The sequence below is a fragment of the Devosia subaequoris genome (assembly GCF_014197055.1).
Taxonomy (GTDB): domain Bacteria; phylum Pseudomonadota; class Alphaproteobacteria; order Rhizobiales; family Devosiaceae; genus Devosia; species Devosia subaequoris.
The window spans coordinates 49,126-71,579 of record NZ_JACIEW010000009.1; the positions used below are offsets into that span (position 1 = coordinate 49,126).

Genomic DNA, 22,454 nt, shown 5'->3' on the forward strand with positions numbered 1-22,454 from the left:
GCACCGGCGGCCAACGAACACCGTCTCGCTCTCTAGTCGCCACAGCGATTTACTCCGTACAAGCAGTCCCGCTCGTGGCTCAGTCGGCGTCCGGCCAGTCAGACATGTCCTTTTCGCCATATTTTGCGCTTTCGTACGCTTTGCGTAAGCGCGGTATGAGCGCTGCATCGACAACTACCTGCTTGTTGGCGTTCTGAAAGGTTCCGTCAGGCATGCGACGGTAGTTTTTCTCTTCATACTTGAAGGGCCAGGGCATGGTCCGACGCAGGTATAACGCACCGCCAAGAATTGCGGCGCCGCCGACTATCAATCCCATTTCCAGCATCATAATCCCCTCCAATGCATCGCTAGAATGAGTTCCTCAAAGCCTTCTCGGTTCCACGCCGGACGCCGACCTGGTCCTCAGTGGTCCTGCAGCGAAGGGACCGCTCTTCTGAGATTTGTTTTTGCGTCTGATAGGTTGCCCGCCGGTCAAACCTGCGCCTCAAAGCCCATCTGCTGCTTTCCCCGGCGGGCGTGGTCTATTGGCCGAGACCTGCACAAGTGTCCCAGTCGTATTTGAGATCTTCGCCCGAATTGAACTTTGCTCCTACGGACTCTCCGTAGAGTTGCCCCACCTGATGGCGTGCCGTTTTGTTGTATCCAGCCCCAATCATCAGGTCATCCCCGAGACCTGCGAGCCGTGTGCCCAAGGCTTCGAGCTCCGCCGCAATTTTTGTTTCGCCTTCATTTTGCTTGACGCGTGCGGCGGCAAGGAAGCCTGCGCCGCAGGTCATGTAGATGTCGATCTCAGCATCGAGCGCTGCTGCTTCAGCGACGGCATCGGCTTCGGCCACAAGGTCGATACAGTCATCGGGATCGAATCCCAACTCTAGGTCCTTTTGCAGAATCTCGTCCATTTCCCGAGTATAACGCTCGCCGATTTCTTCCCGCTCCACGGTGGAAATTCCCTGTTGTGCGAGAATCGTATCGGCATGGTTCAGAAGAGAATCCGACATACGCTTAAACGCCGCACTCTCTTCGGCCGTATTGTTCATTTCCGGCATGTCCGCGATGAGAAGATATCCGACCCCGCACCGCAATCTAAGATCGTTGGTCTGATCGATTTCCGAGCCTAGCACTGGATGGAGTGACAGCAACATCGCGACCATAACTAGTGTTACAGGGGTCGTGCGCATGTAATTATCCTTAAGCTTGTGTCTAGCGACTTGTATTTTCGAGGATGGTGACGTCTTCAAGCCCCCGGCGAGCGAGTTCGACACCAGCATCCAAAGCCTGCTGATACCATTGCCGCGCTAGGACCAAGTCGCGCGGCACACCGAGCCCTTTTTCGTAGTGGTTGCCCAGATTATTCCACGCCAGTGGCTCTCCTAGGTCTGCCGCCTTGAGTGTCCAGCGCAAAGCTTCTGCATAATCGATAGAAACGCCCTCTCCGGTGGTATAGAGATGACCTAAGGCGACCATCGCAGTGGGCTCACCGAGTTCTGCTGCCTTCAACAACAGCTCGCCGGCATATTCCGGGTCGGCTGCAACGCCTTTTCCAAGCAAATACATTTGTCCCAGATTGGCGATGGCGAGGGGTTCGCCTGTAGCTGCTGCGCGCGAGAAGAGTGCGATTGCCCTCACTTCGTCAATATTCGTACCAATGCCCTCGGCGTAGATGTGACCAAGTTGATTGAGGGCCAGCGGATCTCCTAGGTCGGCGCCGCGCTGATAAAGCCTGATGGCTTCAACTCGATCCGGTTCCTTGCCCAAACCGTTTTCGTAAAGCCAGGCCAACTGCCAAATGCCATAGGGGTCGTTCTGCGACGCGGCCTCCTGGGCCCAGCGCAGGGCCTGGCCATGGTCCTGCTCGACGCCCAGGCCCAGTTCGTAGAGTGAGGACAAGGCGGCCTGAGCTCGCGAATAGCCATGGTCTGCAGCGAGCCGATAATAGGTGACCGCCTGCTTCGGGTCGGGGGCGATGCCGTAACCAAAGTCATAGGCACGACCAAGGCCGTGTTGCGCTAGCGCGAGGCCCGCTTCGGCAAGTGGGCGAAGCATCGATACCGCTCGGGACGGGTCCGCTTCCATGTGTGGGTTATCAAGGAGATGCGTTGCATAAAGAGCGGTCCCTATTGCATGGTTCGCCGCCGCTGCCTTTTGGAGGGATGCCACTGCCGCCCGGTCATTGAACGCTTCGAGATAGGCCCGCCCGAGCCATGCGGCGATTGCGCCATCTTCGGGGGCTGCCAAGTGTGCTGCTTCACAGACGGCTATAGCACGCTGCACATCAATGATGCGCTGAGGATTGCTTTCGTAACCCGGCTCGAAGGGTGATGCCGCGATACGCGTGCAATCATTAGCGGGTCCGGCCAATACCGCCCGGTCCGCGGGAAGGGCTGCCAATACCAAGCCTGACAAAGGAGCAACCCATTTCTTCAGCATCGTCATTTCTTTAAAATGATCACTGATCATTAAATGAGAATGAGCTTCGGGGCAAGCCCTATCGAATGCTTAAGACCGGTCTACGGACCTGTGCGAACGGGACGGAGGGGGCGCGTCATCCCGGCGCAAACTGACAGATCCTGGAGGATGCAGGGGAAGTCCTTTACGACGAAAATGGGATCGGTTTCTGCTGGTCAGCAACGCGCCCTCCAGCTGTGGCCTACGAAGTTGGCACTGAGGGCAGGGGGCTTCTATAAGCCGCCAGGCAGGTGAGCGCCCCATTTCCGCCATTCGGGCTGGCTTTTCAATTTCCTAAAGCGGCCGGTCCGCTCACGTAAAGACGATGACGACAGTAGGGTTGAAAATGGACTGTCCGCTGCACGATAGAAAGCCAGCAAAGCGTATGGTCATGCTGACTGCTCTGGTTGCCATCCGAGCAGCCGCTTGGCGTTCACCGTAACCAATACGGTTGCCCCGGTGTCCGCAAGAATGGCAGGCCAAAGACCCGTGATCCCAACGATGGTCGTCACTAGGAACACTGCCTTTAGCCCCAGCGCGATGACAATGTTCTGCTTGATGTTGCCCATTGTCGCCTTGGACGGGGCAATCATCGCCGCAATGTCAGTAACTCGCCCATGCAGTACCGCAACGTCGGCTGTCTCCAGCGCCACAACGGTACCGCCGCCCATGGCGATGCCGATATCTGCAGCCGCCAGCGCCGGCGCGTCGTTGATGCCGTCGCCGACTTTGGCGACGATCTGACCGGCCGACTGCATCTCCTGCACGATCCGCTGCTTGTCCTCTGGCATCAGCTCGGCCTTGACCTCGAGCCCCAGGCCAGCGCCAACAGCCTTCGCCGTGCGCCGATTGTCGCCTGTCAGCATGACGGGGGGGGTGATCCCGGCATCCCGTAGCGTTTTCAACCCGGCGACGGCATCCGGACGGTCCTCGTCCCCGATCGCAAACACGCCCGCGACTTGCCCGTTGGCCACCATCATGAAAACCGTCTTGCCCTCGTCGTTGAACGCATCCATGCGCGCTGTTAGGTCAGATTCTATATCCTCGATCTCGGCAGCAGCGGCCGGCGAGGCCAGCAGCACCTCGACCCCGCCGATGTTCCCGGACACGCCCTTGCCGGCAAGTGCCTTGGCACCGAAGGCAGGCGGCACCGGCACTTTAAGCTCCTTGGCCTTTGCCAGGATCGCCATCGCCAGTGGATGAGAAGACCCGCTCTCCAGCGCCGCCGCCATGCGAAGCATATGCGAAATGGTTTGAGGTAAACGGTGAACTTGGTGCGGCGCCAGGTCTGCTCGTCACTTCCTGCTGGACGCGAGCGAAGCCGAGTACTTCTAAGATCCTAGCGAATGGGAACTATACTCTAAGCTGCCCCATTGCCGATGAAGAAGGAGCTCCGGCATGACCATTTTTTCATTGGGTGATCACGTTAAATGGAATTCAGAGGCAGGATGGGTGTCAGGCACCATCAGCAAGATCCACACCAAGGACTTCTCTTACAAGGGCCATACTCGCCGCGCTTCCAGGGACGAACCCCAATATGAAATCAAAAGTGACAAGACAGATCATGTGGCCGCACACAAAGGGTCGGCGTTGCGCAGGATATGACGATGCGCCAGAACCCGATTTTTACCATAGGTCACTCTGATCGCGACGTGGCAATCTTCATCGAGATGCTGCGAGCTGAGCAAGTTCAAAAGGTGATCGACGTCCGTTCATTCCCTCGCTCGAGATCGAACCCACAATACAATTTCGATGTGCTGCCGAGCACTTTGAAGGACGTTCAAATAGGGTACGAGCATTGGGCTGATCTGGGAGGGCGACGGACAAAGCAGCAAGAAAAGAATTACGACATCAACGCTTTATGGCGTAATCGGAGCTTTCATAACTATGCCGATTATGCTTTGACGCCTCAGTTTCAGACCGTTGTCGCTGAACTCATCGTCGCCGCGATGTCAGCTCGTTTGACGCTTATGTGCTCCGAAGCCGTTTGGTGGCGGTGTCACCGTAGGATCATCACCGACTACCTGCTGTCTAGGAACGTGCAAGTCTTTCACATCATGGACGTGGGAAGGTCTGTGCCTGCGGCCATTACGCCTGGATCTAAAGTCCTCATTGACGGTAGCATCCATTACCCAGTTGTCTCCACTTAGACATATAGAGCCGCGCGAGTTCGTCGCCGAAGGTGTCTACAGAACGCGGGCTATTCAGTGTTCGAGTAGGAACTCATGCCAGGACGAATAGGAATGATCGCCGGCATCTTCTTCGGTTTTGCCTTCGGTGCCGGCGGAATCGCGGCCGCCGCGCTCGGTGCCTCGGCAGATATCACCAGCATAGAGCATGTCTTCTGGTTATGCTCTTTTTTGCCATTAGCCGGGTTGTTTACAGTCTTTCTGCCGGACATGTGAGAGGTGCGGTGAGGTTGAGGCAACTCCCACGCATGATTTTCCCTGCTCGGTGACGTAGCAACCCGTCCTACCGCCCGCGTCTGCACGAACCAAGTAACCGGCCAGGTCTGTCCCTGTGGGAGCAGCTCCGTCCCAAAACCTCGAGATCAGCTTTGCTGCGACAAAAATGGGCAGAATGCCTGTTTGTTGTTCGCGATCCTGATTTCAGTGAGATAATGAGTTCCCGACCATGTGCTTACGGACTCAAAGAGCAAACCGATGATCGACGAGAAACTGGAACCGCTCCTCGAACAGGTGCTGCACCGCAATCCGGGCGAGCCAGAGTTCCACCAGGCGGTTCGCGAAGTGCTGGAAAGCCTCGGACGGGTGGTCGCAAAGCGGCCCGATTATATCGAGCATGCCCTCATTGAGCGCATCTGCGAACCCGAGCGACAGATCATTTTCCGGGTGCCCTGGGTGGACGACAAGGGGCAGGTGCAGATCAATCGTGGCTTTCGAGTTCAGTTCAACTCGGCTCTGGGGCCCTATAAAGGTGGCCTTCGCTTCCACCCCTCCGTAAACGTCGGGATCATCAAGTTCCTGGGATTTGAGCAGACTTTCAAGAATGCTCTGACCGGCATGCCCATCGGAGGCGGCAAGGGCGGGTCGGACTTCAGCCCGCGGGGACGGTCCGATGGCGAGGTCATGCGATTCTGCCAATCGTTTATGACTGAACTGTCCCGCCACATCGGGGAGCACACCGACGTCCCAGCTGGTGACATCGGTGTGGGAGGGCGAGAGATCGGCTATATGTTCGGCCAGTATAAGCGACTGACCAACCGCTACGAAGCGGGTGTGCTCACCGGCAAGGCGCTGTTCTATGGCGGCTCACGGGCCCGTACCGAAGCAACCGGCTACGGAAACACCTATTTCACAAAAGCCATGCTTGCGACCAAAGATCAGAGCTTCGAAGGCAAGACGGTGGTGGTGTCCGGCTCTGGCAACGTTGCGATCTACAGTGTCGAGAAGGTGCAGTCCTTCGGCGGCAAGGTCGTCGCGGTCTCCGATAGCTCTGGTTATGTGGTTGACGAAGCGGGGATAGACCTTGAGCTACTCAAGGAGGTTAAAGAGGTCCGCCGCGGGCGCATTGCCAACTATCTGGAGCTCAAGGGAGCAGGCGGTGGTGCTCACTTCGTTAAAGGCGGGGAAGGGTCCATTTGGGACGTCCCATGCGATGTCGCTATGCCCTCCGCTACGCAGAACGAGCTTACCGGCAAGGACGCCAAGACCCTGGTGTCCAACGGCGTTGTCGCTGTGGGGGAGGGGGCTAACATGCCTTCAACCCCTGAGGCTATCCGCATCTTTCGGGAGGCTGGGGTCATGTTCGCGCCAGGCAAGGCTGCCAACGCCGGCGGGGTCGCGACATCGGCCCTCGAGATGCAGCAGAACGCCTCCCGCGACAGCTGGAGCTTCGACAAGACCGAGGCAAGACTGGCCGAGATCATGCAAACCATTCACGATAATTGCGCCAGCACAGCCGACGAATATGGCGCACCGGGTGACTATGTGCTGGGCGCCAACATCGCCGGCTTTGTCAGGGTAGCCGATGCCATGCGCACATTGGGCGTAATCTGATCCTTGGCAAGCGCAACCTGTTTGAGACTGCGGCACGTAGTGCTTCCTTGCTCAGGTTGGCGGGCTTTTTGCCCGGTGGAGTTCCTGTTTCGATAGGGTCATCTGGGTCAGGGAATTTGCGCTGGAGCTCATCGCGGCCCGATTGGCCCATGGTTACTAAATGTCCGGCTCAGTGCACGGTCCGCTTAGCCCTTGGAGCACATTTCGAAATCGGCGGATCGCCGAGCTCCTCCTCTCGCTGCCTGAGTGCCTTCCGCTTCGGGGCGAGGCACATTCTGGGCGTCTCCGTCCGATTGTAGCTCGTCAGTCGTCGCAGCTGGTATCAGACCAGCAACAACGCCAGCGACATACGGGATCTCGCTACGCGTGATGCCGATGTCTCTGAGCGTTCCGTCGCTAAGCTGCCGGAGGGTTGTTTCAGCCCGTGCCTTTTGCATACGCGCCAGCGCTGATCGTAGCTGTCGGTTGATCGCTGCCGCGACCCGGTGCAGTTTCGCGGGTTCCGTCACTGGTCTCGGCGCCGCATCCGTCGAGGTGCCCGGTGCAGCGGACACACCGATCACCTCTACCGTTTCGATGCCGGCTTCAGTCGGGAAAGCTACGCTCTGGCCGGTGCGCAGACCCAACAGAGCCAGTCCCAGCGGCCGCCGCAGCGAAATCGCCGACGCGGCGGCAGTTTTAGGCAGGTCCCACGTCAGTGCATGTTCTGCTTCGATCGCGCCATTGACGCAGTAGCGTACCCGGCGGCCGCTGCTCACCAAGTCGTCAGCTGCAGCCTGGGGATGAAGGATCACCGCTGTTTCGAGCTTACGCCGGGCCATCGCGGCTAGTGACTTCTCACTCTCTGAAAGCGCCCGCATAAACCTGGCGAGCATCACATGATCGTCGGCAGTAAGGGTGGTTGGATGGTTGATCTGCATGGAAAGTCCTCTCAGCTAAAAGAGCCCGCGCGCTCGGGCGCAGGACGAGTTGAAACTGGCTGACATGTTCAGGCGCGATATGCCTCGGCCTATGCTCTGGCGTCGGTTCGACTTCTTCTTGGGCCCAGTCGGTCGTGTAGGCGGTAGAGGACACCAGCCCGTTCCGCCGCGGCGATAAGATAGGCTCGGGCCGACTCTGCTGACCCCAGATTGTCCAAGGCGCTCAGGCAAATCGCATAGGCGCGCCGATATTCGATCGTTCGAGGGCTGGACCAAAACCGTTTGAGGTAATCCAGTGCGTCAGCGGCATTATCGACCCGATAGCTCGCAACGCCGCTCTGTTTGAGCGAGAGGAAAACCGGTTTTTTGAAGTTTCTAGTGCCCATTCCGCATCTCCTTTTTGACGTGTAGATTTGATCAGTATAAATATTGATATTTGTTCCAGTAATTCAAGTCTGAGGACGTTTTGTCTTATGTGTTGTTGTTATTGCTGAGATTCTACACTGTTTTCTATTAGCTGCGAGCTGATGTTGTCGCGATAGCCGGGATGACCGGCACCCAGAGGCGCCAGTTTTGGCTTCCCAAGTCGGGCGCAAGCCTCTCAGCGCCCTGGCTTCGCGACAGTGCGCTGAGCTCGCCAAGCCTGATCGGCAGATCGACGTGTCGTGCCGTTGCGTTATTTGAACGCATCCGGTTCGAGGAAGCGTCAGCCGGTGCCGGTCTCGCCAATGCTGAATCGTCTGGCTGCAGCCGCCTTGCGAGCCAAGCCGCTGACCACCTGGGCGGCGCAGGCTTGTGCATACCGCCCGGGTGCGTCCCTGATGACCCGGTAAAGCAGCGGATTTCGGAAGGCGATTGCGGCCATTTCAAACCAGCGTTCGCCCGTCAGGTGAGCCAATGCTGCCTCAGCACAGGCGGCCACGAAGCGGGCCTCACCACTGGACTGGGCACGAACAATGACCTCGCCATGGTCTTGCGAATGCCCCCAGTGCGCGCCGGGGCGACGCAGCGAAAGCCTGAATAACTTCATTGTCGCCACCTACCCATGCACTGCCAGAGGCCAATTCATTGCCGCGGGTCGGCCGCCATCGTCCTCCCACCGCGACAGACATTCCAGACTCGGCTGATACAGAGTTCTGCGCAGAGCCGTGGCGCGCAGACTGGCCAGGACATCCTCGACCACAAGCGTGGTGGTTTCCTGCTCACTAAGCTCCAGTGAAATGGATTGACCGGCTCGTAAACCAAGCATGGCAATGCCCAATGGCTGCTGCAGGGAGAGCGTTGACGAGTGGCTCCGCCGATCATTGGCCCACGTCAAAGTGTGTTCTTCGGAGCCACCGTCATTGACGGCGAAACGCACCCGACGCCCGCTTGTGACCAGATCAGGCGACACTTGGTGGGGGTCAACAATCGCTGCAGCATGAACCTTGCGGCGCACAATATCGGCGAGCGGTGATCTGCTGCCGATCAGTGTCGTCATCAAACGCTGCAGGCGTTCGTGGTCGTCGGTCGTCATTATCGGGCGGGAATGGTTGGTCACGGAAAGGTCTCCTTCATAAAGACGCGGCGCACCGCTCTAGGCGCGGCTGGCGCAAGCCAAGCCTGCCTTCGGGATCCGACGCTGGCCGGGCGCGCGCCATCGGCGAAACCGCGGTTCGGCCTCGCGCTCTGGCATTTTTCTGGGGTTTGGGCTCGACGACGTCTGGGCGTACTGGCAGCCTTCAGCGTCGGGTCAGCGGCTAGCGAGCCGAACTGACATCGAAGACGCGGCTACCAGTCGGTTGCGTATCAAGAGAAGGAGCACCGAACAAATGCTCAGGGGCGCATCGCGGCGAAGTGTAGTGCCGGAAGCACCATGGGCATCGGACAGCGGCGCGTGGGCGTGGTCCCGCACAAGAGCGACAGAACCTAAGCGCAGACATTTCAAAATCTCCTTTACTTTTGAGCATCGCGGAATTCGCAAATACTGAGAGCGGCACGGAAGTGCGCGCATCCAAGATGGTCTATAAAAATTTATAGTCAAGGATGAGCGTGGGTCTAAAGTGGAGGCAAAATGTCACTTTGATTTATAGCGTGAAGTTTTTTTTGGTGGCGGTTTTTTCAACTTCGAAGTTCCAATGGACGTCAGAAAAGTCTTTGTCGGACCATTCCTCTCTCGACAGGCGGGTAATGCTTGACTTTATTTTAATCTACCCTAGCTTGTGGGCATGAACCCGATTTTGAACATCCACCAAGCGTTTGCTCGCCGGAACATGCCGGTCGAAGGATAGTTGCCCTAAACCCGGCATGCTGTTGCACCGAGGTTTAGGGGTCAGGGACTTTAACAGAACATCGACCAGGCACGTGCAGCCGGACTTCGGGTCCGCTTGTTCTTTGCCGCTTTTCACCGGAAATTGGCTATGCGCTCACACACCCTCAGACCCCAAATTACCATCGCTCACTCAGAGTATGCACAACTGCTCGCGCTCGCCGCTGCCGGCAGTGCGGCAGACACGCCGTCAGCGGCTGATGCGCTGCTGATGGAAATGGAGCGCGCCCGCGTGGTGCCTGACGCCAGGCTCAAGCCCGACGTGGTTCGCATGGGTTCGCGCGTCCAGTATCGCACCGATCGCGACGATCTGGTTGACGTTACCTTGGTGTTTCCGGCTCACGCCGACATTTCGCAGGGCAAGGTCTCGGTCCTCACCCCCATCGGAGCTGCGCTCATTGGCCTGAGAACTGGCCAGTCGATCACTTGGCAATCTCGCGATGGACGCAAGCATGTCCTGACTGTTCTGGACGTGTTTCAGCCCAGCCAAGACCCTGTGGAGGCCTGATTGACTAACCTCCTTTCGCCGATGCGGCAAACCCAAGGCAGGTCGTCGCCCCTGATCCGTTAAGGCCAGTGCCTCCGGATCAGGGGTGTCGACCAGTGACAACCTTTTTTATCCGGAGTTTTCGATGTCCGAGCAGCTTCCAATCGTCCTCACCAGCGAGGATTTCTTCCTACTTCAAGCTATTGCCGAACAACCCGCGGAACCATTTCCTGGCGCCATTGGCGTTGTGCGGCGCAAGCTCGCAACTGCAATCGTGGTGTTTCCCGCAGATATCGGCGCTGAAGTTGTCACCCTTAACAGCCGTGTTCGCTTCAGTGTGAACAATGGCCGGGTCGATGAGCGTGCACTAATCCACGGACCAATCGAGGAGACGTATGGCACGCTGCCGCTCACGACGCCGCGCGGTCTGGCGCTTATCGGGGCGAGTATCGGACAGACAGTAACGGCATTGCGAACCGATGGTTGGATGGAGCGGATTTATGTCGAAGCATTGCCATATCAGCCGGAGGCGCATCTTGCCTTGCCCAAGTTGAGGGTTGTGTCCCAGCAGATGCCAGTCGACATCGCCACTCCACGGCATTCGGTTCGTAGCGCAGAGCGAACTTCGGTGTTCTTCGGGGATGATGATCCTGGACCCAGCGCAGCCTGATTGTGCGCTGCTAGACGATTGATGCTGTTACTGATCTGGTAGGAGTAGACATGTTTGGTTCAAGATTGCCGACGATCATCGTCGGTGAGGCCGATCGGCACGACCTGTTGGTTTTGGCGATGGGCGGAACAGGGCACAGTGCGGATGCTGCCGATGACCTGCTCTATGAGCTTGGGCGGGCTAAGGTGGTTGATGACCGATTGCTGCCACCCTTTGTGGTCAGAATGGGCTCGACGGTTCTGGCCACCATTGATGAAAATGAGGCGCAAGTCATACGCTTGACCTATCCGGGCGAAGCGTCAGCGAACGCTGTTTCCATTTTCTCACCCATCGGCACAGCATTGCTGGGGCTGCGCGCGGGTCAGACCATGCGCTGGACGGAGCGGAATGGGAAAAGGCGGACTGTCAAGGTTCACTCGGTGAGTGATCAGATATCTACATGAACTGGAAATTCCGGTGATCCCCGCCCGAGCGCGCCAGCCGCCGGGCCCTTGGCTTTCCATCCCTGGCACCCCTGGTGGACAAGGTCCCGCTCGGGGATCTCATTTGTAACTGGGTACAATAAATGTCCAACCGTCCCATGCTCACCCAGCGAGACCATGCAATTCTGTCTGGCTTGGCCAAACAGAACGGCCTGGTTTCTGCTGCATACTACCAGCAACTCACCGAGAAACTGCGCAGCGCATTGATCATTGATGTTGACGAAGTTGAGCCTGAGCTTGCCACTATTGGATCTTTTGTCCGCTATCGGGTCAATGGTGGCCGCGCGCTGGAGCACAAACTGGTGTTGCAGCCAGATCGCGGAAAAGAACAGCACGCGCTCTCCATCAAGTCGCGACGCGGCCTGGGCCTACTGGGTATGTGGCAGGATGAAGAGATTACGCTGGCGCCGATGAACCGAGAGAGCCCCGAGGTATTGGAGCTCGAAATGGTCCTGTTCCAGCCTGAGGCCGATGGAACTACCATTCGCCCGGGGGGGTGCAATCTATAGCGAATGCTTGAGGAAAGTTCCGTCAGTATTTTCAGTGCCGCCGCCAGAATTGGCCTACCACAGCGGTTTTCCATCACCAGCAAGTACCTGCTTATGACCTTTAGTACCAGACTTCCTGCGCGACCGACCTCCAGGGAATCGCACCGTGCCCTTTGGCAGGTGGCATTCCCTCTGATCGTCCTGGCATTGGGGCACACCATTTCCAACATGGTGCGCACACTGCCTGCTGTTTCCAGCGATGTTGTCGCCAGCGATCTGGCAGTCTCGACCGGTGACATTGCAGCCATGACGGGGTTCTATCATCTGGCATTTGCCGCCGGACAGATTCCGATCGGGGTGGCCCTCGACCGCTATAGCGTCAAATCGGTGGTCTCTGTTTTGTTGAGCATTGTGGCGCTCGGTTCTGTCCTGTCGGCCCTGGTGCAAGGACCGGCAGGTTTTGCAATAACCCAGGCGCTGCTGGGCATCGGCTGTTGCGGAATGTTGTTGTGCCCACTCACCTATGCTGCCCGCACTACCGAACCCGCCCAGTTTGCGCTGTGGTCTGCAGTGGTTCTTGCAGTTGGCAATAGCGGGATGGTCCTTTCTGCCAGTCCGATGGCGTGGGTGATTGAGCATTTTGGCTGGCGCCTCGCGTTCGGACTACCCGCGCTGCTGAGCATTACCGTGCTCACCACTGTACAACTCGCCATCAAGCCACTTCGGCCATCGACGGAACGGCCGGCTGACATCTGGCCTGAAATCAAGCAGGTCATTGCCATTGGCTTGTCGCCAGCCTTGCGGGGAGTGGTGATCCTCGCATTTGTTTCATTCGCGGTGATGATCGGTGTGCGCGGACTATGGGGCGGCGCCTGGCTGATGGACGCAAAGGGCCTGTCCAGGATCGAGGCCGGCACCGCACTGCTCGGACTGACCTTGATGCTGATTGTGATGCCCATGGTTGTTGGTCTGATCGCTCGTCGTTTTAATCGGCCTTATGGGATGCTCACCATTGGTCACGTTCTGGCGGGTTCAGCATTGTTGCTGCTTACGGCCGGGGCCAATGGCGGCTTCGTGGCTTGGCTATTTGGCGTCGCTGACTTGCCGGCACTTTACGATGTGGTGCTGATCGCCGTCTTTGGGGCGCTGATCTCCGTTCAACCCCTGCTGTTCAGCCTGGGTCGCGCTGCGGTGAGTACACAGCATGCAGGCAAAGCCCTGGCAGCAGTGAACCTGGCCTTTTTCGCCGGAGCGGCCGTGCTTCAGGCCCTGTCTGCTCCCGTCAACACCGGCTTTGGGTTATCCGGGGTCCTTGTCTTTCTCGGTCTGGTTTGTGTTCTCGGAGCGCTGGCATTCTGGGCTTTGCGGAGGCCGGTGTGAGTAGTCTGCAGGTGGCGCCGGGCCGTCTGTATTGGCGAACACGACCGCAACGAAGATGGCGGACACGCGTCGCAGCTCTGCGCACGTGATCCTGCACAAGCCCTACCGAAAGGTCGGCCTGCCCAAAAGCTAACCACCTGATGCATCCGTGGCCATTGCCTGGCTGCATCAGGACTTCCGACCAACAACACCCATCAAGCACCACCACCGGCGTGAGGCGCTGCGCAACTGCGCGCTGTCGCCCCCCGGACCTGCATGGAACAAAGAATATGACCTTCAAATACAGCGTCACGCTGCCGATAACCGGAAGCCACAAAATCCAGCGTTTCACGACCTGGGCGCGCGAACACGCCCCTGGCCTGGAGTTCAGCCTGCCGCCGCAAACCCCATCAAAACCGAGACGATGACCGTGCGGCTCAAGTCGCTCGAGGATCGCCAGATGGTTCTGCAAAAGCTCGCTGAAGCGCGTCTGTGACAAGGGGCCAACGGGCCTGTCAGATGGCTGGTTCCTTTGAGACCGCGAACAGACGGGCCCGCTGGCGACACTCAATCGGTCCGAGCAGGTTTGCTGGACGCCCAGTTCAGTTCACCACCGGCTTGCTCTGACGTTCATATCTGGAGTTCCAATGATTGAAGAACTAACCGTAATGGTCGTTCGTATCCTGGCGTCTCTCATCGCCGGTGCGGCTATTGGTTTTGAGCGAGGTTTTCACGGGCGTCCGGCAGGGTTCAGGACGCATGCACTGGTGTGCCTGGCCTCTGCACTCCTGATGCTGGTCACCGTGTTTCAGGACAGCTGGATGACGCAGGTCGCCATCGAAACCATTCGAACTGACCCGACACGAATGGCGCAAGGCATCATGACCGGGATCGGTTTCCTCGGGGCCGGCGTGATATTCAAGGAGGGTGCCACTGTGCGCGGTTTGACTACTGCGGCGACAATCTGGATCACCTCAGCCATTGGAGTTCTGATCGGCATTGGTTTCTATTTTGCCGCCGGCGCCGGTGTGTTTGCCACCCTGTTGGTGCTTTCGGGGCTGCGATGGATTGAGTCACACCTGCCACGAACCTTTCATGCTCAACTGGTTGTTCGTTTCGACCGCGAAGCCGCATTGTCAGAAGCAGAATTGCGTGACCTCGTTCTTGAGGAAGGGTTCAGCGCTCAGAACCTTTCGCATCGACTCTCGGCTAGTGGTCAGATGGTCGAGTATCGCACCACAATACGCAGTGGTCGCAGCAGGAGCATAGACGGATTGTCACAAAAGCTCCGTGAGCGACCACAGGTAAGCGAATACCGGATCATGCCCACTGGAGAGTGAGGTTGGACTTGCATCTGGTGAGACATTCGAACCGTCTTCGAGAACACAGGCAAAAGTTGGGGGCAACGTCAGGCTCGCTCCAGTGTCGCTTGGGAGAATGCGCCGGTCAGCCCGACATTCTTTGGTCAGTCCGCTTGGACCGCCTTGTTCGATGGAAGTGGCGTTAGCCAGCGTTTGCTGATCTGCAACCTCGAGAAAGGCCTGCAGCGCTCGGTCCAGCGTAGCAGGCACTTGGCAGCGATCTGCAAACAGGCACCATTCTCCTGCCATGCAGCCGACCAGGGCAAAGCCGGGTTCCGTGACCCTCAACACGTCGCCAAGGGTGATAGCCTCGGGCGGCTTGCCCAGCATCAGGCCGCCATTGCGCCCTCTGCCGGGCTTGAGAAACCCTTCCTGAGCAAGGCGCTGGGCGACTTTCATCAGATGACTGCGTGATATGGCGTTTGCCTTGGCAGCCTCGGCGATCGTTGTGCGCTGACCGTCTCGGTCAGCCACATGCATCAGAAGGCGCCAGGCATAGTCGGAGAACTGAGTGAGACGCATGCTTGCTCCTGATAGCAAGGCAGCCTGCGCACTGGGAGGCTGCCGCCGGTAAGCACTATTGGGTTGTGGTTGCGCTTTCTGCGTGCGGGTACTCGGCGTTAGGCCGATGGGTTAGCAACTGCCCTTCGGCAGTCGCGGCTGGCCCCTGGTCCTGATAGTCGTAGAAGGTGCCATGCAATCCCCAGTATGCCCCGGCTATGAGAACCATTGCTGCCAGAAGGCCGGCGGGCACGCTGCCGATAGCCGGGGTCAGTTTTGGCAGTTTGAGTCCCGATGGCGTCGGATCGGCCGCAATCAGAAACAGGGTACCCATGATCAGGGCGTGCCCCACCAGGTCTATGCGACCGAAGGGGTAGACCGCAGCGGTGAAGATGACGATCAGGGCGACCGCCGAAAGCCGACGAATGAGCGAGGTCCAGAGCAGGCCAAATCCCATGGTGAACTCGGCAACGCCGGCCATCGGAATGAACATGTCGCGTGGCATGCCGAAGGTCAGGAATGGCCGCTCTTCAACCAGCGGGTAGAACCATTCGGCATAGGCGAACTTTTCAAGGCTCGACCACATCAGCGCGATTGCAACGCCCCAGCGCAACACGGTGAAGCGATGCTGATACCATTTGCTCTCGGGGTCTGCAGCCAGTGCAAGATAGCCCGCAATACCAACGCCAAGGGCCAGATAGTCGAGCAGGTGGAAGAAGTCATAGTCCCGCAGCGCAATCACCCAGAGCCCGATAATGCCAGCCGCAGCCAGGGGCATGGTGCGCCGCGAAAACACGAGTAGCGCGATCAGGAGCTGCAGCCACGACACCCATTCGTTCGGGGTCTGAAGATCGGGCGTGAGATAAACGCCGCCCACCGCGAAGATGGCCACGAAGAAGGCGCCGATGACCGCCCGCATGAAATCGTCGCCGCGCCGCCAAAGCGGCAGGGTCAGGCGTTCAAGCATACCGTTGACCGGGGTCGCAGAGGGGCTGCGTTCCACCAGAACGGTGGCGGCGAAAAACACCAGAACCAGCGCAATCCCTGCCCAGAACCAGCCATTGGCGAGGGTGTCGGTAATGGGGGCGGGTGCAGCGCCCACCACATAGGGCGCGAACCACTTCACATGGGCATGGGCCGGGCCGGCGGCCATGAGGGTCGCAATCAAGGCGGTGAAGGAAAGGCCCAGAGCCGTCCGTATGGGTGTGCGGCTCCGGGGTTCATTATTGTCTGCCACGTCAAGCTCCGTTTGATCTGTGCGTGCTGCAAATGGGAGCCTTCTAAACATTCATTTCTGCTGCATCTTTGATCTCGATCAAGTCGAAGATTTCCGTGTTGAGGCAATGTCCGGTCGACACGCTTGCGAGAAGGATTAAGTGATGGATGTCTTGAAGCTCGGTACGGCATCTCTGCTGGCAGTCGCTTTCGCCGGTGCGCTTCTGGTACGGGACCAGCCGGCGAGCGAAGTTGCTGCCCTACCATTGCCGTCCGTCTGCGGCGACGTGCATTCGGATCATGGCGGTGTTTCCATGCAAGAGCATCTCGACATCATGGCCGAGGGCCAAAGCGAGGAGATTGCGGCCCTGATCCAGACGATGGAGCCGATGCATTCCGACATGATGCGCGGCATGACGGCAGCCGATTTTCAGACCGCCTTTGTCTGTTCCATGATCCCGCACCACCAGGGCGCCGTAGAAATGGCGCAAGTCGCGCAGACCTATGCGACAGACCCATGGATCCAGATGTTCGCCCAGGAGATCATCAGCGCGCAACAGGTTGAGATCGCCGAAATGCAGGCCTGGCTAGCGCGAAGGCATCAATAATTGAACAGCGGACAGCGCGCTCTGGGACACGAAGTCGAGGCCTGAAGATTCAACTCTTCAAGACGCTTCGATCTGGCCGCTTTTCTTGACCTTCGTGAAAAACCGGACAGTCCGCCATCGGCCCCGACTTCGTCCTTTCGGAAGCTCGCACGTAGGGCAGAGGCATCCAAACCCGCCGGGCAGCGATGCGCCCCAATTCAGACGTTCAGCGAGCCCTGGCGTAGACCCACAAACTGCCCGTCCGCTTTGCCACAGACGTTGGCCGAAACGGGGTGGTTTGCTGACTGTCTACTTTTCGGCGTAAATTCGGCAAACAGGACATTGCCGCGAATACGTTCGCAAATGAAACTGATGATGAGGAAAGAGTGCACATCCACCATCCGGTCGTAGTCGCAGTTTTCATGCTCATCCTCCCGCCCATACTTTCGGAATGCGCGGCCGATATGACGCCGAGACTACCGGTGGCTGAAAATATAGTGGTATGCGCGGTGATTTATGGTGGGCTTGAACAGTTCAACCAAGAGGATGGAGGAAACCCCTATAAGGAGAGGATATACGGTCACCGGTTTGACGTTCTTGCTGCGGAGGCCACAAGGCAGTTTGGGGCTGAGATCGCACAGGCAAAGATGCAGGACTATGCGAACGCTCTGGGTGCTGAATTTGAACGAGTAGGCTACTATCTTCGCCTACCTCTAGGCCTAGATCAGTGTGAAGAGGAGTTTTCAGTGCCTCCCCGAGCGGCGCTTTTGCGGAGACGCGGGCGCGATGATAGTCGAGCCATTCTCTTATTCGTGCGGCGACCGGTGCTGATCGCTGCTGGCGAGCGGCGAGGCGGTTATCCGGGCCCAGGCCTCGGATATCGGCTTCAATGGCATAGAGCTCGCCGATGAGCCGCACACCCTCTTCTGCAATCGGGGCAGTGCCGGCGCGTGTGATCTCAACCAGCTTGCGCCGAGCATGGGCCCAACAATAGGCGAGCTGGATACCCGGGCCGACGCGGTCGGGCGCGATCAGTCGGTTATAGCCGGCATAACCGTCGACCTGCAGAATGCCGCCAAAGCCCTGCAATATCCGTTCGGCATGAAGGCCACCTCGGCCCGGGGCATAGGTGAAGGCCACACCGGGTGGTGCGGTGCCATTCCAGGGACGATCATCGCGGGCCAAAGCCCAGAAGTATCCGGTCTTGGTTTTTCGCGCCCCAGGATCGAGCACCGGCGCGCGGGTTTCGTCCATGAACAGCTTCGATGACCGTTTCAGGTCCGCCATCAGGGCATCGTAGACCGGACGCAGCTCGAATGCGGCCCGACCGACCCAATCGGCCAGCGTTGATCTATCCAGATCAATACCCTGACGGCTGTAGATTTGCGCCTGGCGATAGAGCGGGAGGTGATCGGCATATTTGCTGACCAGGACATGGGCGACCATGGCCTCGGTCGGCAGCCCGCCCGGGATCAACCGCGCAGGGGCGGGAGCCTGCACCACCCCGTCGGTGCATGAGCGGCAGGCATATTTGGGGCGGCGGGTGACGATCACCCGGAACTGGGCCGGGATCACGTCGAGCCGCTCAGAGACGTCCTCGCCAATGCAATGCAGACCGCCGCCGCAGCCACAGACCAGGCTTTCGGGTTCGATGATCTCCTCGATCCGCGGTAAGTGCTTGGGGAGCGAACCACGATTGGCGCTGCGCCGCTTGGCCGGTCGCCGGGCGGCGCGATCCTCGGCTTCGTCCTCGGCGTGGACGGCCGCGATGGCCGTTTCCAGATCTTCCAGCGCCAGTTCGAACTGGTCCGGATCGCTCTTTTCCGATCGGCGCCCGAAGGCCGCTTGCTTGAACGCGGCAACCAGCTTTTCCAACTGGGCGATCCGCTCATCCTTGCGCTGATCGCGTAACGCCGCAGCGACAAGCATCGCCTTGAGGGCGGCAATGTCGTCGGGGAGTTCGGCGGTATCGAGCATGACCGGAATCTACCAGATCAGGCGCCGCCACACCCGCAAAAAGAGAAGCCCTGAGTCATCCTGCCGCAGTCATTCCACGGCTTCTGGAGCCCGCGCTTCCACGGCCCGAACCCGCCGCCAGTCGAGCCCGGAGAACAGGGCCTCGAACTGCGCGTGGCTAAGCGTCATCAGCCCGTCCTTCACTGCAGGCCAGGTGAACTCATGCTCTTCGAGCCGCTTGTAGGCCATGACCAACCCGGTGCCATCCCAGTAGAGCAGCTTCAGCCGGTCGGTCTTCCTGGCGCGGAACACAAAGACCGTGCCGGTGAACAGGTCCTTGTGCAGCTCGTTCTTCACCATCGCCGCCAGGCTGTCATGGCCCTTGCGGAAGTCGATCGGCTTGGTCGCCACCATTACCCGTACTCGGTTGGAGGGGAAGATCATGAGGCCGCCATCAGCGCATGGACCACCGAGGCAATCCGGGCCGCCGAAGCGCCTGGCTCCAGCCGGATGGTCACTGAACCCACAACGACCTCCGGCCCAGCCGATACCGCCGGCTCCGCCGCCGCCAGTGCCTCATCAACGGGATCGACCATCAGCGTCGCAAATTCCACAGCATCCTCTGGTGCCGGCAGCACCAGTTTCCCGTTCCGCGCAAGGGTTCGCCAAGAGGAGACATGGTTGGCCTTCAGCCCATGCCGCTCCGCAACTTCACTGACGGTCGCCCCCCGGCCGCAAAGTCTCGGCGACAATCCGCGCCTTCACCGCATCAGGCCACTGCCGATTGCGACGCCGCCTCCCGCCACTTGTGAGAAGCTCCATTGGAGCGTCCATGGAGAAACTCCCGCACTGACATCAATCAGTGCGCAATCTCATGGCTCACAGCATGGCAGAAGATGGGCGTGGGACAGCGCTTACGGCTGAAGAGTCTGTAGGGCCATCGAATGTCAGTGGTGGCAGTGAAGACGAGCAGGTCCTGGCCCGCTTATGACGGGAGCCATCTCTTGGCCTACTTTGGCTATGCTGAGGGAGTGAGACATTCTTAGGGAGGAATTGACTGGACTGGGGCGGTGGAAGAGCGATGGTGTTGCCTGCCAAGTAAACTTGGTCATCATCGGAGGATTTACTATGCGTATTTCGTCCCGCCTAATGGCGCCGTCCATTTCGGTATTGCTAGTCTCTGCAGCACAGGCACAATACCTTCCCAGTTGTGCCGAACATCCATTCAAGGTCCCCATTACATACTGGGAGCCTGAACTCATTGTCGATGATTGGCTGGCTTCATCCGCACCCACTGGGGATGGCCGAGTTGTGTATATATGGGCCGTGTTCGATAGCGGAGACGTCGGATGTGAGCTCGGCGGGGAGGATAGCCTGACGCTAAGAGACGGTGAACCATTGGCCGGGATCGATGAGCCCGGTGAATCGGTCCATATCCGCGGCGGTGTGGTCTACGATAGCGGCATGTGCAAGGTATCTGGTTACTACATCAATGAATATGTCCCCGGCATGCAGCATGGCTGGACGAACACAATCTTCGAACGGCTGGACACCTTCGCGGTCGTGAGCAGCGGAACTTTCTGCCTTGAGAACTTGCCGGAATATTCCCGATAGATCAGGAGCTCTGAACTGCGAACCTAGTCGCCGCACTTGTGCTGGTGAGCGGCAGAGGCAAGGCATTCCCTAATTGGCGGTGCACCGACCGCGGCGATCCGCCGGGCTCTGGTTGCCCCACCACCTGATTAGATTATTTCGCCCGGCCTCGCCGGTAGAAATCATGGCCGATCGGCCTCTGCCCCTCTTGCCGCAACATTTTCGGAGCCTGGTTGCGGTTGCGCGAAAATGCACGGCTAGACAAATGGCTCAGAGCCTGACTGGTGGAATCCACCTGATCGTCATGTTTGCAGTTTGGGAAGGCGAGCAGCTCGTCCAACCAGTCGGCCAGCCAGGGAGCGTCCTGAGGGACGTGAACCTGGTGAGATTCGAAGCGAGCGGACTGCATCAGGAACCTCGCCTCCTTGTCAAACCTGGGTTTTTTCAGAATAGGCCGACATTCTCCCGAGCGCCGCAAATCCTGCGCGATCGCCCGGCCCAATTCGGTATCCTCGATAACAGTCTGATGCGTCTCCCAGCGGTGCTCCAGATTCACCACGTGGCGGCGCAACTCAGGAACCTCAAAGCGACCGCGGACCAAATCGATCAGGTAAAAATCCAGACCTTTGGCACCCCAGACAGTGCCAACAGAATAGTCTGCGTTTTCGGACAAAGTGGATGCTGTGTCCCAGCTTGCGATCTTGAAGTCGAATGCGTCTGGGAGCTTATGGTAGCGCTGGATCCAGTCGAGTTTGACGATGTTCCCCTCAGGGGGAACGGGAGATTGCTGGTACTGGGCCGAGAAAGTCAGCGAGCCTTGAGAGCGGCGAGTCCGCTCAAGCGATTCACGAGGTTCGCGGGCCTCGTGGAGCACCTCGCCCGCGAGCCTCCGATAGACATGCTCTGGGGCAGGGCCCAGGCGATACGAGCGGGTTTCAGTCTCGATGGCAGGAATCGAAACGACCTCCCAGTCATCCTTAGGGAGGACGTGACCCACCAAGTCGTCCTGGTGAAGACGTTGCATGATGATAACGATAGCGCCGGTCTGCTTGTTGTTGAGCCGGGTGTAGAGGGTGTTGTCGTAGAACTCGTTCACCCTGCGCCGCTCAGCGCTGGACAGCGTGGCGGTGGGTTTGATCGGGTCGTCGACGATGATCAAGTCTGCACCCCGGCCGAGCACTGAGCCACCGTTGCCCGCAGCGAAGCGATAGCCATGCTCGGTCGTGGTGAGTTCAGTATTGCGGGGGCGTTTTGATGCCAAACGCATGCGAGGGAACGTCTGTTGATACCAATCCGTCTGCAGCAGAGTGCGTGTGTCGACTGACAGCTTGCGGGCGAAGTCATCTGAAAAGGACACGCACATGATGCGTTTGGATGGGTCATGCCCGAGCAGCCAAGCGGGGAAGGCGATGGATGCCGTGATCGATTTCATGGACCGTGGAGGCACATTTATGATCAACCGGGTGCACTGACCGGCAGCCACGCGGGAAAGGTGCCAGCAGAGATGATCGATATGCCAGTTGGGCGCGTAGGTCGTGCTGGGCTCGAGGGTCTTGAAGGCCTTTTCAACAAAGCAGCTCAGATCCTGCCGGAGGTAGGCACGTAGCTCGCGCTCCGGCTTAATCAGATTAGTCATCGTCCGGCGCGCCTTCATCGCCATTCAGGGCGTTCGAAGCCATCTTGGCGCCAGCGCGTTGACGACCGCGGTCGATAATTTCCCGATCTTCCTCGGGTAATTCTTCCTGGATCTGGCTGGCGCCGTCATCGCAGCGCTCATACCTGTCAAACAGGTCACTACGAACCTTTGGGTCGTGCTTGGCTTCTTGAACTGCGCACAGGAGCAGTGCCTCGAACCTAGTGACCGTGCGCTTGCGACCATTATCGGTCATTGCGATCTCAGACTCCATGACCTCGGCCAAAATGGTTTTGTAATTCCGGCTGCCTTTTTTACGTCCCCCGGGGTTGCCGGACTGACCCGGCTTGAAGCGGCTTGCCACTGGTGGCTTGCCGCGGCCGACGGTGTAGTCACCGGAGCCGTTTTTGCTCTTTTTGCCCGCCATGGC

General features: G+C 58.7%; 26 protein-coding genes and 2 pseudogenes. 13 read left to right on the plus strand and 15 right to left on the minus strand.

The window, feature by feature from the left end; all coding sequences use genetic code 11:
• Positions 1-79: 79 nt before the first annotated feature.
• The 4 genes and pseudogenes from GGR20_RS15855 to GGR20_RS15870 form a co-directional block, all read right to left on the minus strand.
• On the minus strand, positions 80-328 hold the full coding sequence (locus GGR20_RS15855; RefSeq protein WP_183312354.1) for a hypothetical protein: 249 nt from the start codon (positions 326-328) through the stop codon (positions 80-82).
• 193 nt (positions 329-521) lie between these two features.
• On the minus strand, positions 522-1,178 hold the full coding sequence (locus GGR20_RS15860) for a hypothetical protein (protein ID WP_183312355.1): 657 nt from the start codon (positions 1,176-1,178) through the stop codon (positions 522-524).
• A 22-nt stretch (positions 1,179-1,200) separates the two neighbouring features.
• Positions 1,201-2,457 (minus strand): tetratricopeptide repeat protein, encoded by a 1,257-nt coding sequence (locus GGR20_RS15865; protein ID WP_210283221.1) that lies wholly within the window; start codon positions 2,455-2,457, stop codon positions 1,201-1,203.
• A gap of 377 nt (positions 2,458-2,834) precedes the next feature.
• A pseudogene (locus GGR20_RS15870) lies at positions 2,835-3,686 on the minus strand (HAD-IC family P-type ATPase); the annotation flags it as partial.
• A 157-nt stretch (positions 3,687-3,843) separates the two neighbouring features.
• On the opposite strand from GGR20_RS15870, the gene GGR20_RS15875 reads away from it, so the two are divergent.
• The 4 genes from GGR20_RS15875 (at position 3,844) to gdhA (ending at position 6,464) form a co-directional block, all read left to right on the plus strand.
• The gene (locus GGR20_RS15875; protein WP_183312358.1) at positions 3,844-4,050 is read left to right on the plus strand and encodes a hypervirulence associated TUDOR domain-containing protein; all 207 of its coding nucleotides are present in this window, start codon (positions 3,844-3,846) and stop codon (positions 4,048-4,050) included.
• A 2-nt stretch (positions 4,051-4,052) separates the two neighbouring features.
• Complete coding sequence (locus GGR20_RS15880) at positions 4,053-4,595, plus strand: DUF488 domain-containing protein (RefSeq protein ID WP_183312359.1); 543 nt, start codon at positions 4,053-4,055, stop codon at positions 4,593-4,595.
• A gap of 93 nt (positions 4,596-4,688) precedes the next feature.
• Positions 4,689-4,850: a hypothetical protein gene (locus GGR20_RS15885; RefSeq protein WP_420827454.1), complete on the plus strand. Its 162-nt coding sequence runs from the start codon at positions 4,689-4,691 to the stop codon at positions 4,848-4,850.
• Positions 4,851-5,108: 258 nt separating this feature from the next.
• The gene (gene gdhA / locus GGR20_RS15890) at positions 5,109-6,464 is read left to right on the plus strand and encodes an NADP-specific glutamate dehydrogenase (RefSeq protein ID WP_183312360.1); all 1,356 of its coding nucleotides are present in this window, start codon (positions 5,109-5,111) and stop codon (positions 6,462-6,464) included.
• Positions 6,465-6,649: 185 nt separating this feature from the next.
• On the opposite strand, the gene GGR20_RS15895 is transcribed toward gdhA, so the two are convergent.
• The 4 genes from GGR20_RS15895 to GGR20_RS15910 form a co-directional block, all read right to left on the minus strand.
• On the minus strand, positions 6,650-7,384 hold the full coding sequence (locus tag GGR20_RS15895) for a YjiS-like domain-containing protein (RefSeq protein ID WP_183312361.1): 735 nt from the start codon (positions 7,382-7,384) through the stop codon (positions 6,650-6,652).
• 89 nt (positions 7,385-7,473) lie between these two features.
• Positions 7,474-7,770, minus strand: coding sequence for a DUF982 domain-containing protein (locus GGR20_RS19275; RefSeq protein WP_183312362.1), 297 nt, complete (start codon positions 7,768-7,770; stop codon positions 7,474-7,476).
• Positions 7,771-8,090: 320 nt separating this feature from the next.
• Positions 8,091-8,414, minus strand: coding sequence for a hypothetical protein (locus GGR20_RS15905; protein WP_183312363.1), 324 nt, complete (start codon positions 8,412-8,414; stop codon positions 8,091-8,093).
• Between the two features lie 9 nt (positions 8,415-8,423).
• On the minus strand, positions 8,424-8,924 hold the full coding sequence (locus GGR20_RS15910) for a GreA/GreB family elongation factor (protein ID WP_183312364.1): 501 nt from the start codon (positions 8,922-8,924) through the stop codon (positions 8,424-8,426).
• Positions 8,925-9,783: 859 nt separating this feature from the next.
• Here GGR20_RS15910 and rnk point away from each other — a divergent pair.
• The 7 genes from rnk to GGR20_RS15945 all read left to right on the plus strand — a co-directional run bounded on the left by rnk (position 9,784) and on the right by GGR20_RS15945 (position 14,518).
• Complete coding sequence (rnk, locus tag GGR20_RS15915) at positions 9,784-10,200, plus strand: nucleoside diphosphate kinase regulator (protein WP_183312365.1); 417 nt, start codon at positions 9,784-9,786, stop codon at positions 10,198-10,200.
• A gap of 124 nt (positions 10,201-10,324) precedes the next feature.
• The gene (locus GGR20_RS15920) at positions 10,325-10,849 is read left to right on the plus strand and encodes a GreA/GreB family elongation factor (RefSeq protein ID WP_183312366.1); all 525 of its coding nucleotides are present in this window, start codon (positions 10,325-10,327) and stop codon (positions 10,847-10,849) included.
• Positions 10,850-10,914: 65 nt separating this feature from the next.
• Positions 10,915-11,292: a GreA/GreB family elongation factor gene (locus GGR20_RS15925; protein ID WP_183312367.1), complete on the plus strand. Its 378-nt coding sequence runs from the start codon at positions 10,915-10,917 to the stop codon at positions 11,290-11,292.
• A gap of 122 nt (positions 11,293-11,414) precedes the next feature.
• The gene (locus tag GGR20_RS15930; protein WP_183312368.1) at positions 11,415-11,840 is read left to right on the plus strand and encodes a GreA/GreB family elongation factor; all 426 of its coding nucleotides are present in this window, start codon (positions 11,415-11,417) and stop codon (positions 11,838-11,840) included.
• Between the two features lie 159 nt (positions 11,841-11,999).
• Complete coding sequence (locus GGR20_RS15935) at positions 12,000-13,199, plus strand: MFS transporter (protein ID WP_210283222.1); 1,200 nt, start codon at positions 12,000-12,002, stop codon at positions 13,197-13,199.
• 148 nt (positions 13,200-13,347) lie between these two features.
• The gene (locus GGR20_RS18825; RefSeq protein WP_246349680.1) at positions 13,348-13,674 is read left to right on the plus strand and encodes a hypothetical protein; all 327 of its coding nucleotides are present in this window, start codon (positions 13,348-13,350) and stop codon (positions 13,672-13,674) included.
• 151 nt (positions 13,675-13,825) lie between these two features.
• Positions 13,826-14,518 carry an MgtC/SapB family protein gene (locus GGR20_RS15945; protein ID WP_183312370.1) on the plus strand — a complete coding sequence of 231 codons (693 nt, stop codon included), beginning with the start codon at positions 13,826-13,828 and terminating at the stop codon, positions 14,516-14,518.
• Here GGR20_RS15945 and GGR20_RS15950 read toward each other — a convergent pair.
• Positions 14,456-15,061, minus strand: a complete 606-nt coding sequence (locus GGR20_RS15950; protein ID WP_183312371.1) for an RrF2 family transcriptional regulator — start codon at positions 15,059-15,061, stop codon at positions 14,456-14,458. The two genes, GGR20_RS15945 and GGR20_RS15950, sit on opposite strands and share 63 nt — an antisense overlap.
• 55 nt (positions 15,062-15,116) lie before the next feature.
• On the minus strand, positions 15,117-16,277 hold the full coding sequence (locus GGR20_RS15955) for a hypothetical protein (RefSeq protein WP_253560356.1): 1,161 nt from the start codon (positions 16,275-16,277) through the stop codon (positions 15,117-15,119).
• 142 nt (positions 16,278-16,419) lie between these two features.
• Here GGR20_RS15955 and GGR20_RS15960 point away from each other — a divergent pair, with 142 nt between their 5' ends.
• Entirely contained in the window at positions 16,420-16,863 is a 444-nt protein-coding gene (locus GGR20_RS15960) for a DUF305 domain-containing protein (RefSeq protein ID WP_183312372.1), read from the plus strand.
• A gap of 723 nt (positions 16,864-17,586) precedes the next feature.
• On the opposite strand, the pseudogene tnpC reads toward GGR20_RS15960, so the two are convergent.
• From tnpC to GGR20_RS19280, 3 genes and pseudogenes are all read right to left on the minus strand, one after another.
• Positions 17,587-18,819, minus strand: a pseudogene (tnpC, locus tag GGR20_RS15965) (IS66 family transposase); the annotation flags it as partial.
• A gap of 69 nt (positions 18,820-18,888) precedes the next feature.
• A complete protein-coding gene (gene tnpB, locus GGR20_RS15970) occupies positions 18,889-19,242 on the minus strand; it encodes an IS66 family insertion sequence element accessory protein TnpB (protein ID WP_183312373.1) in 354 nt (117 codons plus the stop codon).
• Complete coding sequence (locus tag GGR20_RS19280; protein WP_420827455.1) at positions 19,239-19,550, minus strand: transposase; 312 nt, start codon at positions 19,548-19,550, stop codon at positions 19,239-19,241. The genes tnpB and GGR20_RS19280 overlap by 4 nt, the downstream gene beginning before the upstream one ends.
• A 559-nt stretch (positions 19,551-20,109) precedes the next feature.
• Here GGR20_RS19280 and GGR20_RS15980 point away from each other — a divergent pair.
• On the plus strand, positions 20,110-20,412 hold the full coding sequence (locus GGR20_RS15980) for a hypothetical protein (RefSeq protein WP_183312374.1): 303 nt from the start codon (positions 20,110-20,112) through the stop codon (positions 20,410-20,412).
• A gap of 133 nt (positions 20,413-20,545) precedes the next feature.
• Here the strand turns inward: GGR20_RS15980 and terL are convergent, their stop codons facing one another.
• On the minus strand, positions 20,546-22,027 hold the full coding sequence (terL, locus tag GGR20_RS15985) for a phage terminase large subunit (RefSeq protein ID WP_183312375.1): 1,482 nt from the start codon (positions 22,025-22,027) through the stop codon (positions 20,546-20,548).
• On the minus strand, positions 22,020-22,451 hold the full coding sequence (locus GGR20_RS15990; protein ID WP_183312376.1) for a DUF5681 domain-containing protein: 432 nt from the start codon (positions 22,449-22,451) through the stop codon (positions 22,020-22,022). Before GGR20_RS15990 ends, terL begins: the two co-directional genes overlap by 8 nt.
• Between the last annotated feature and the right edge of the window lie 3 nt (positions 22,452-22,454).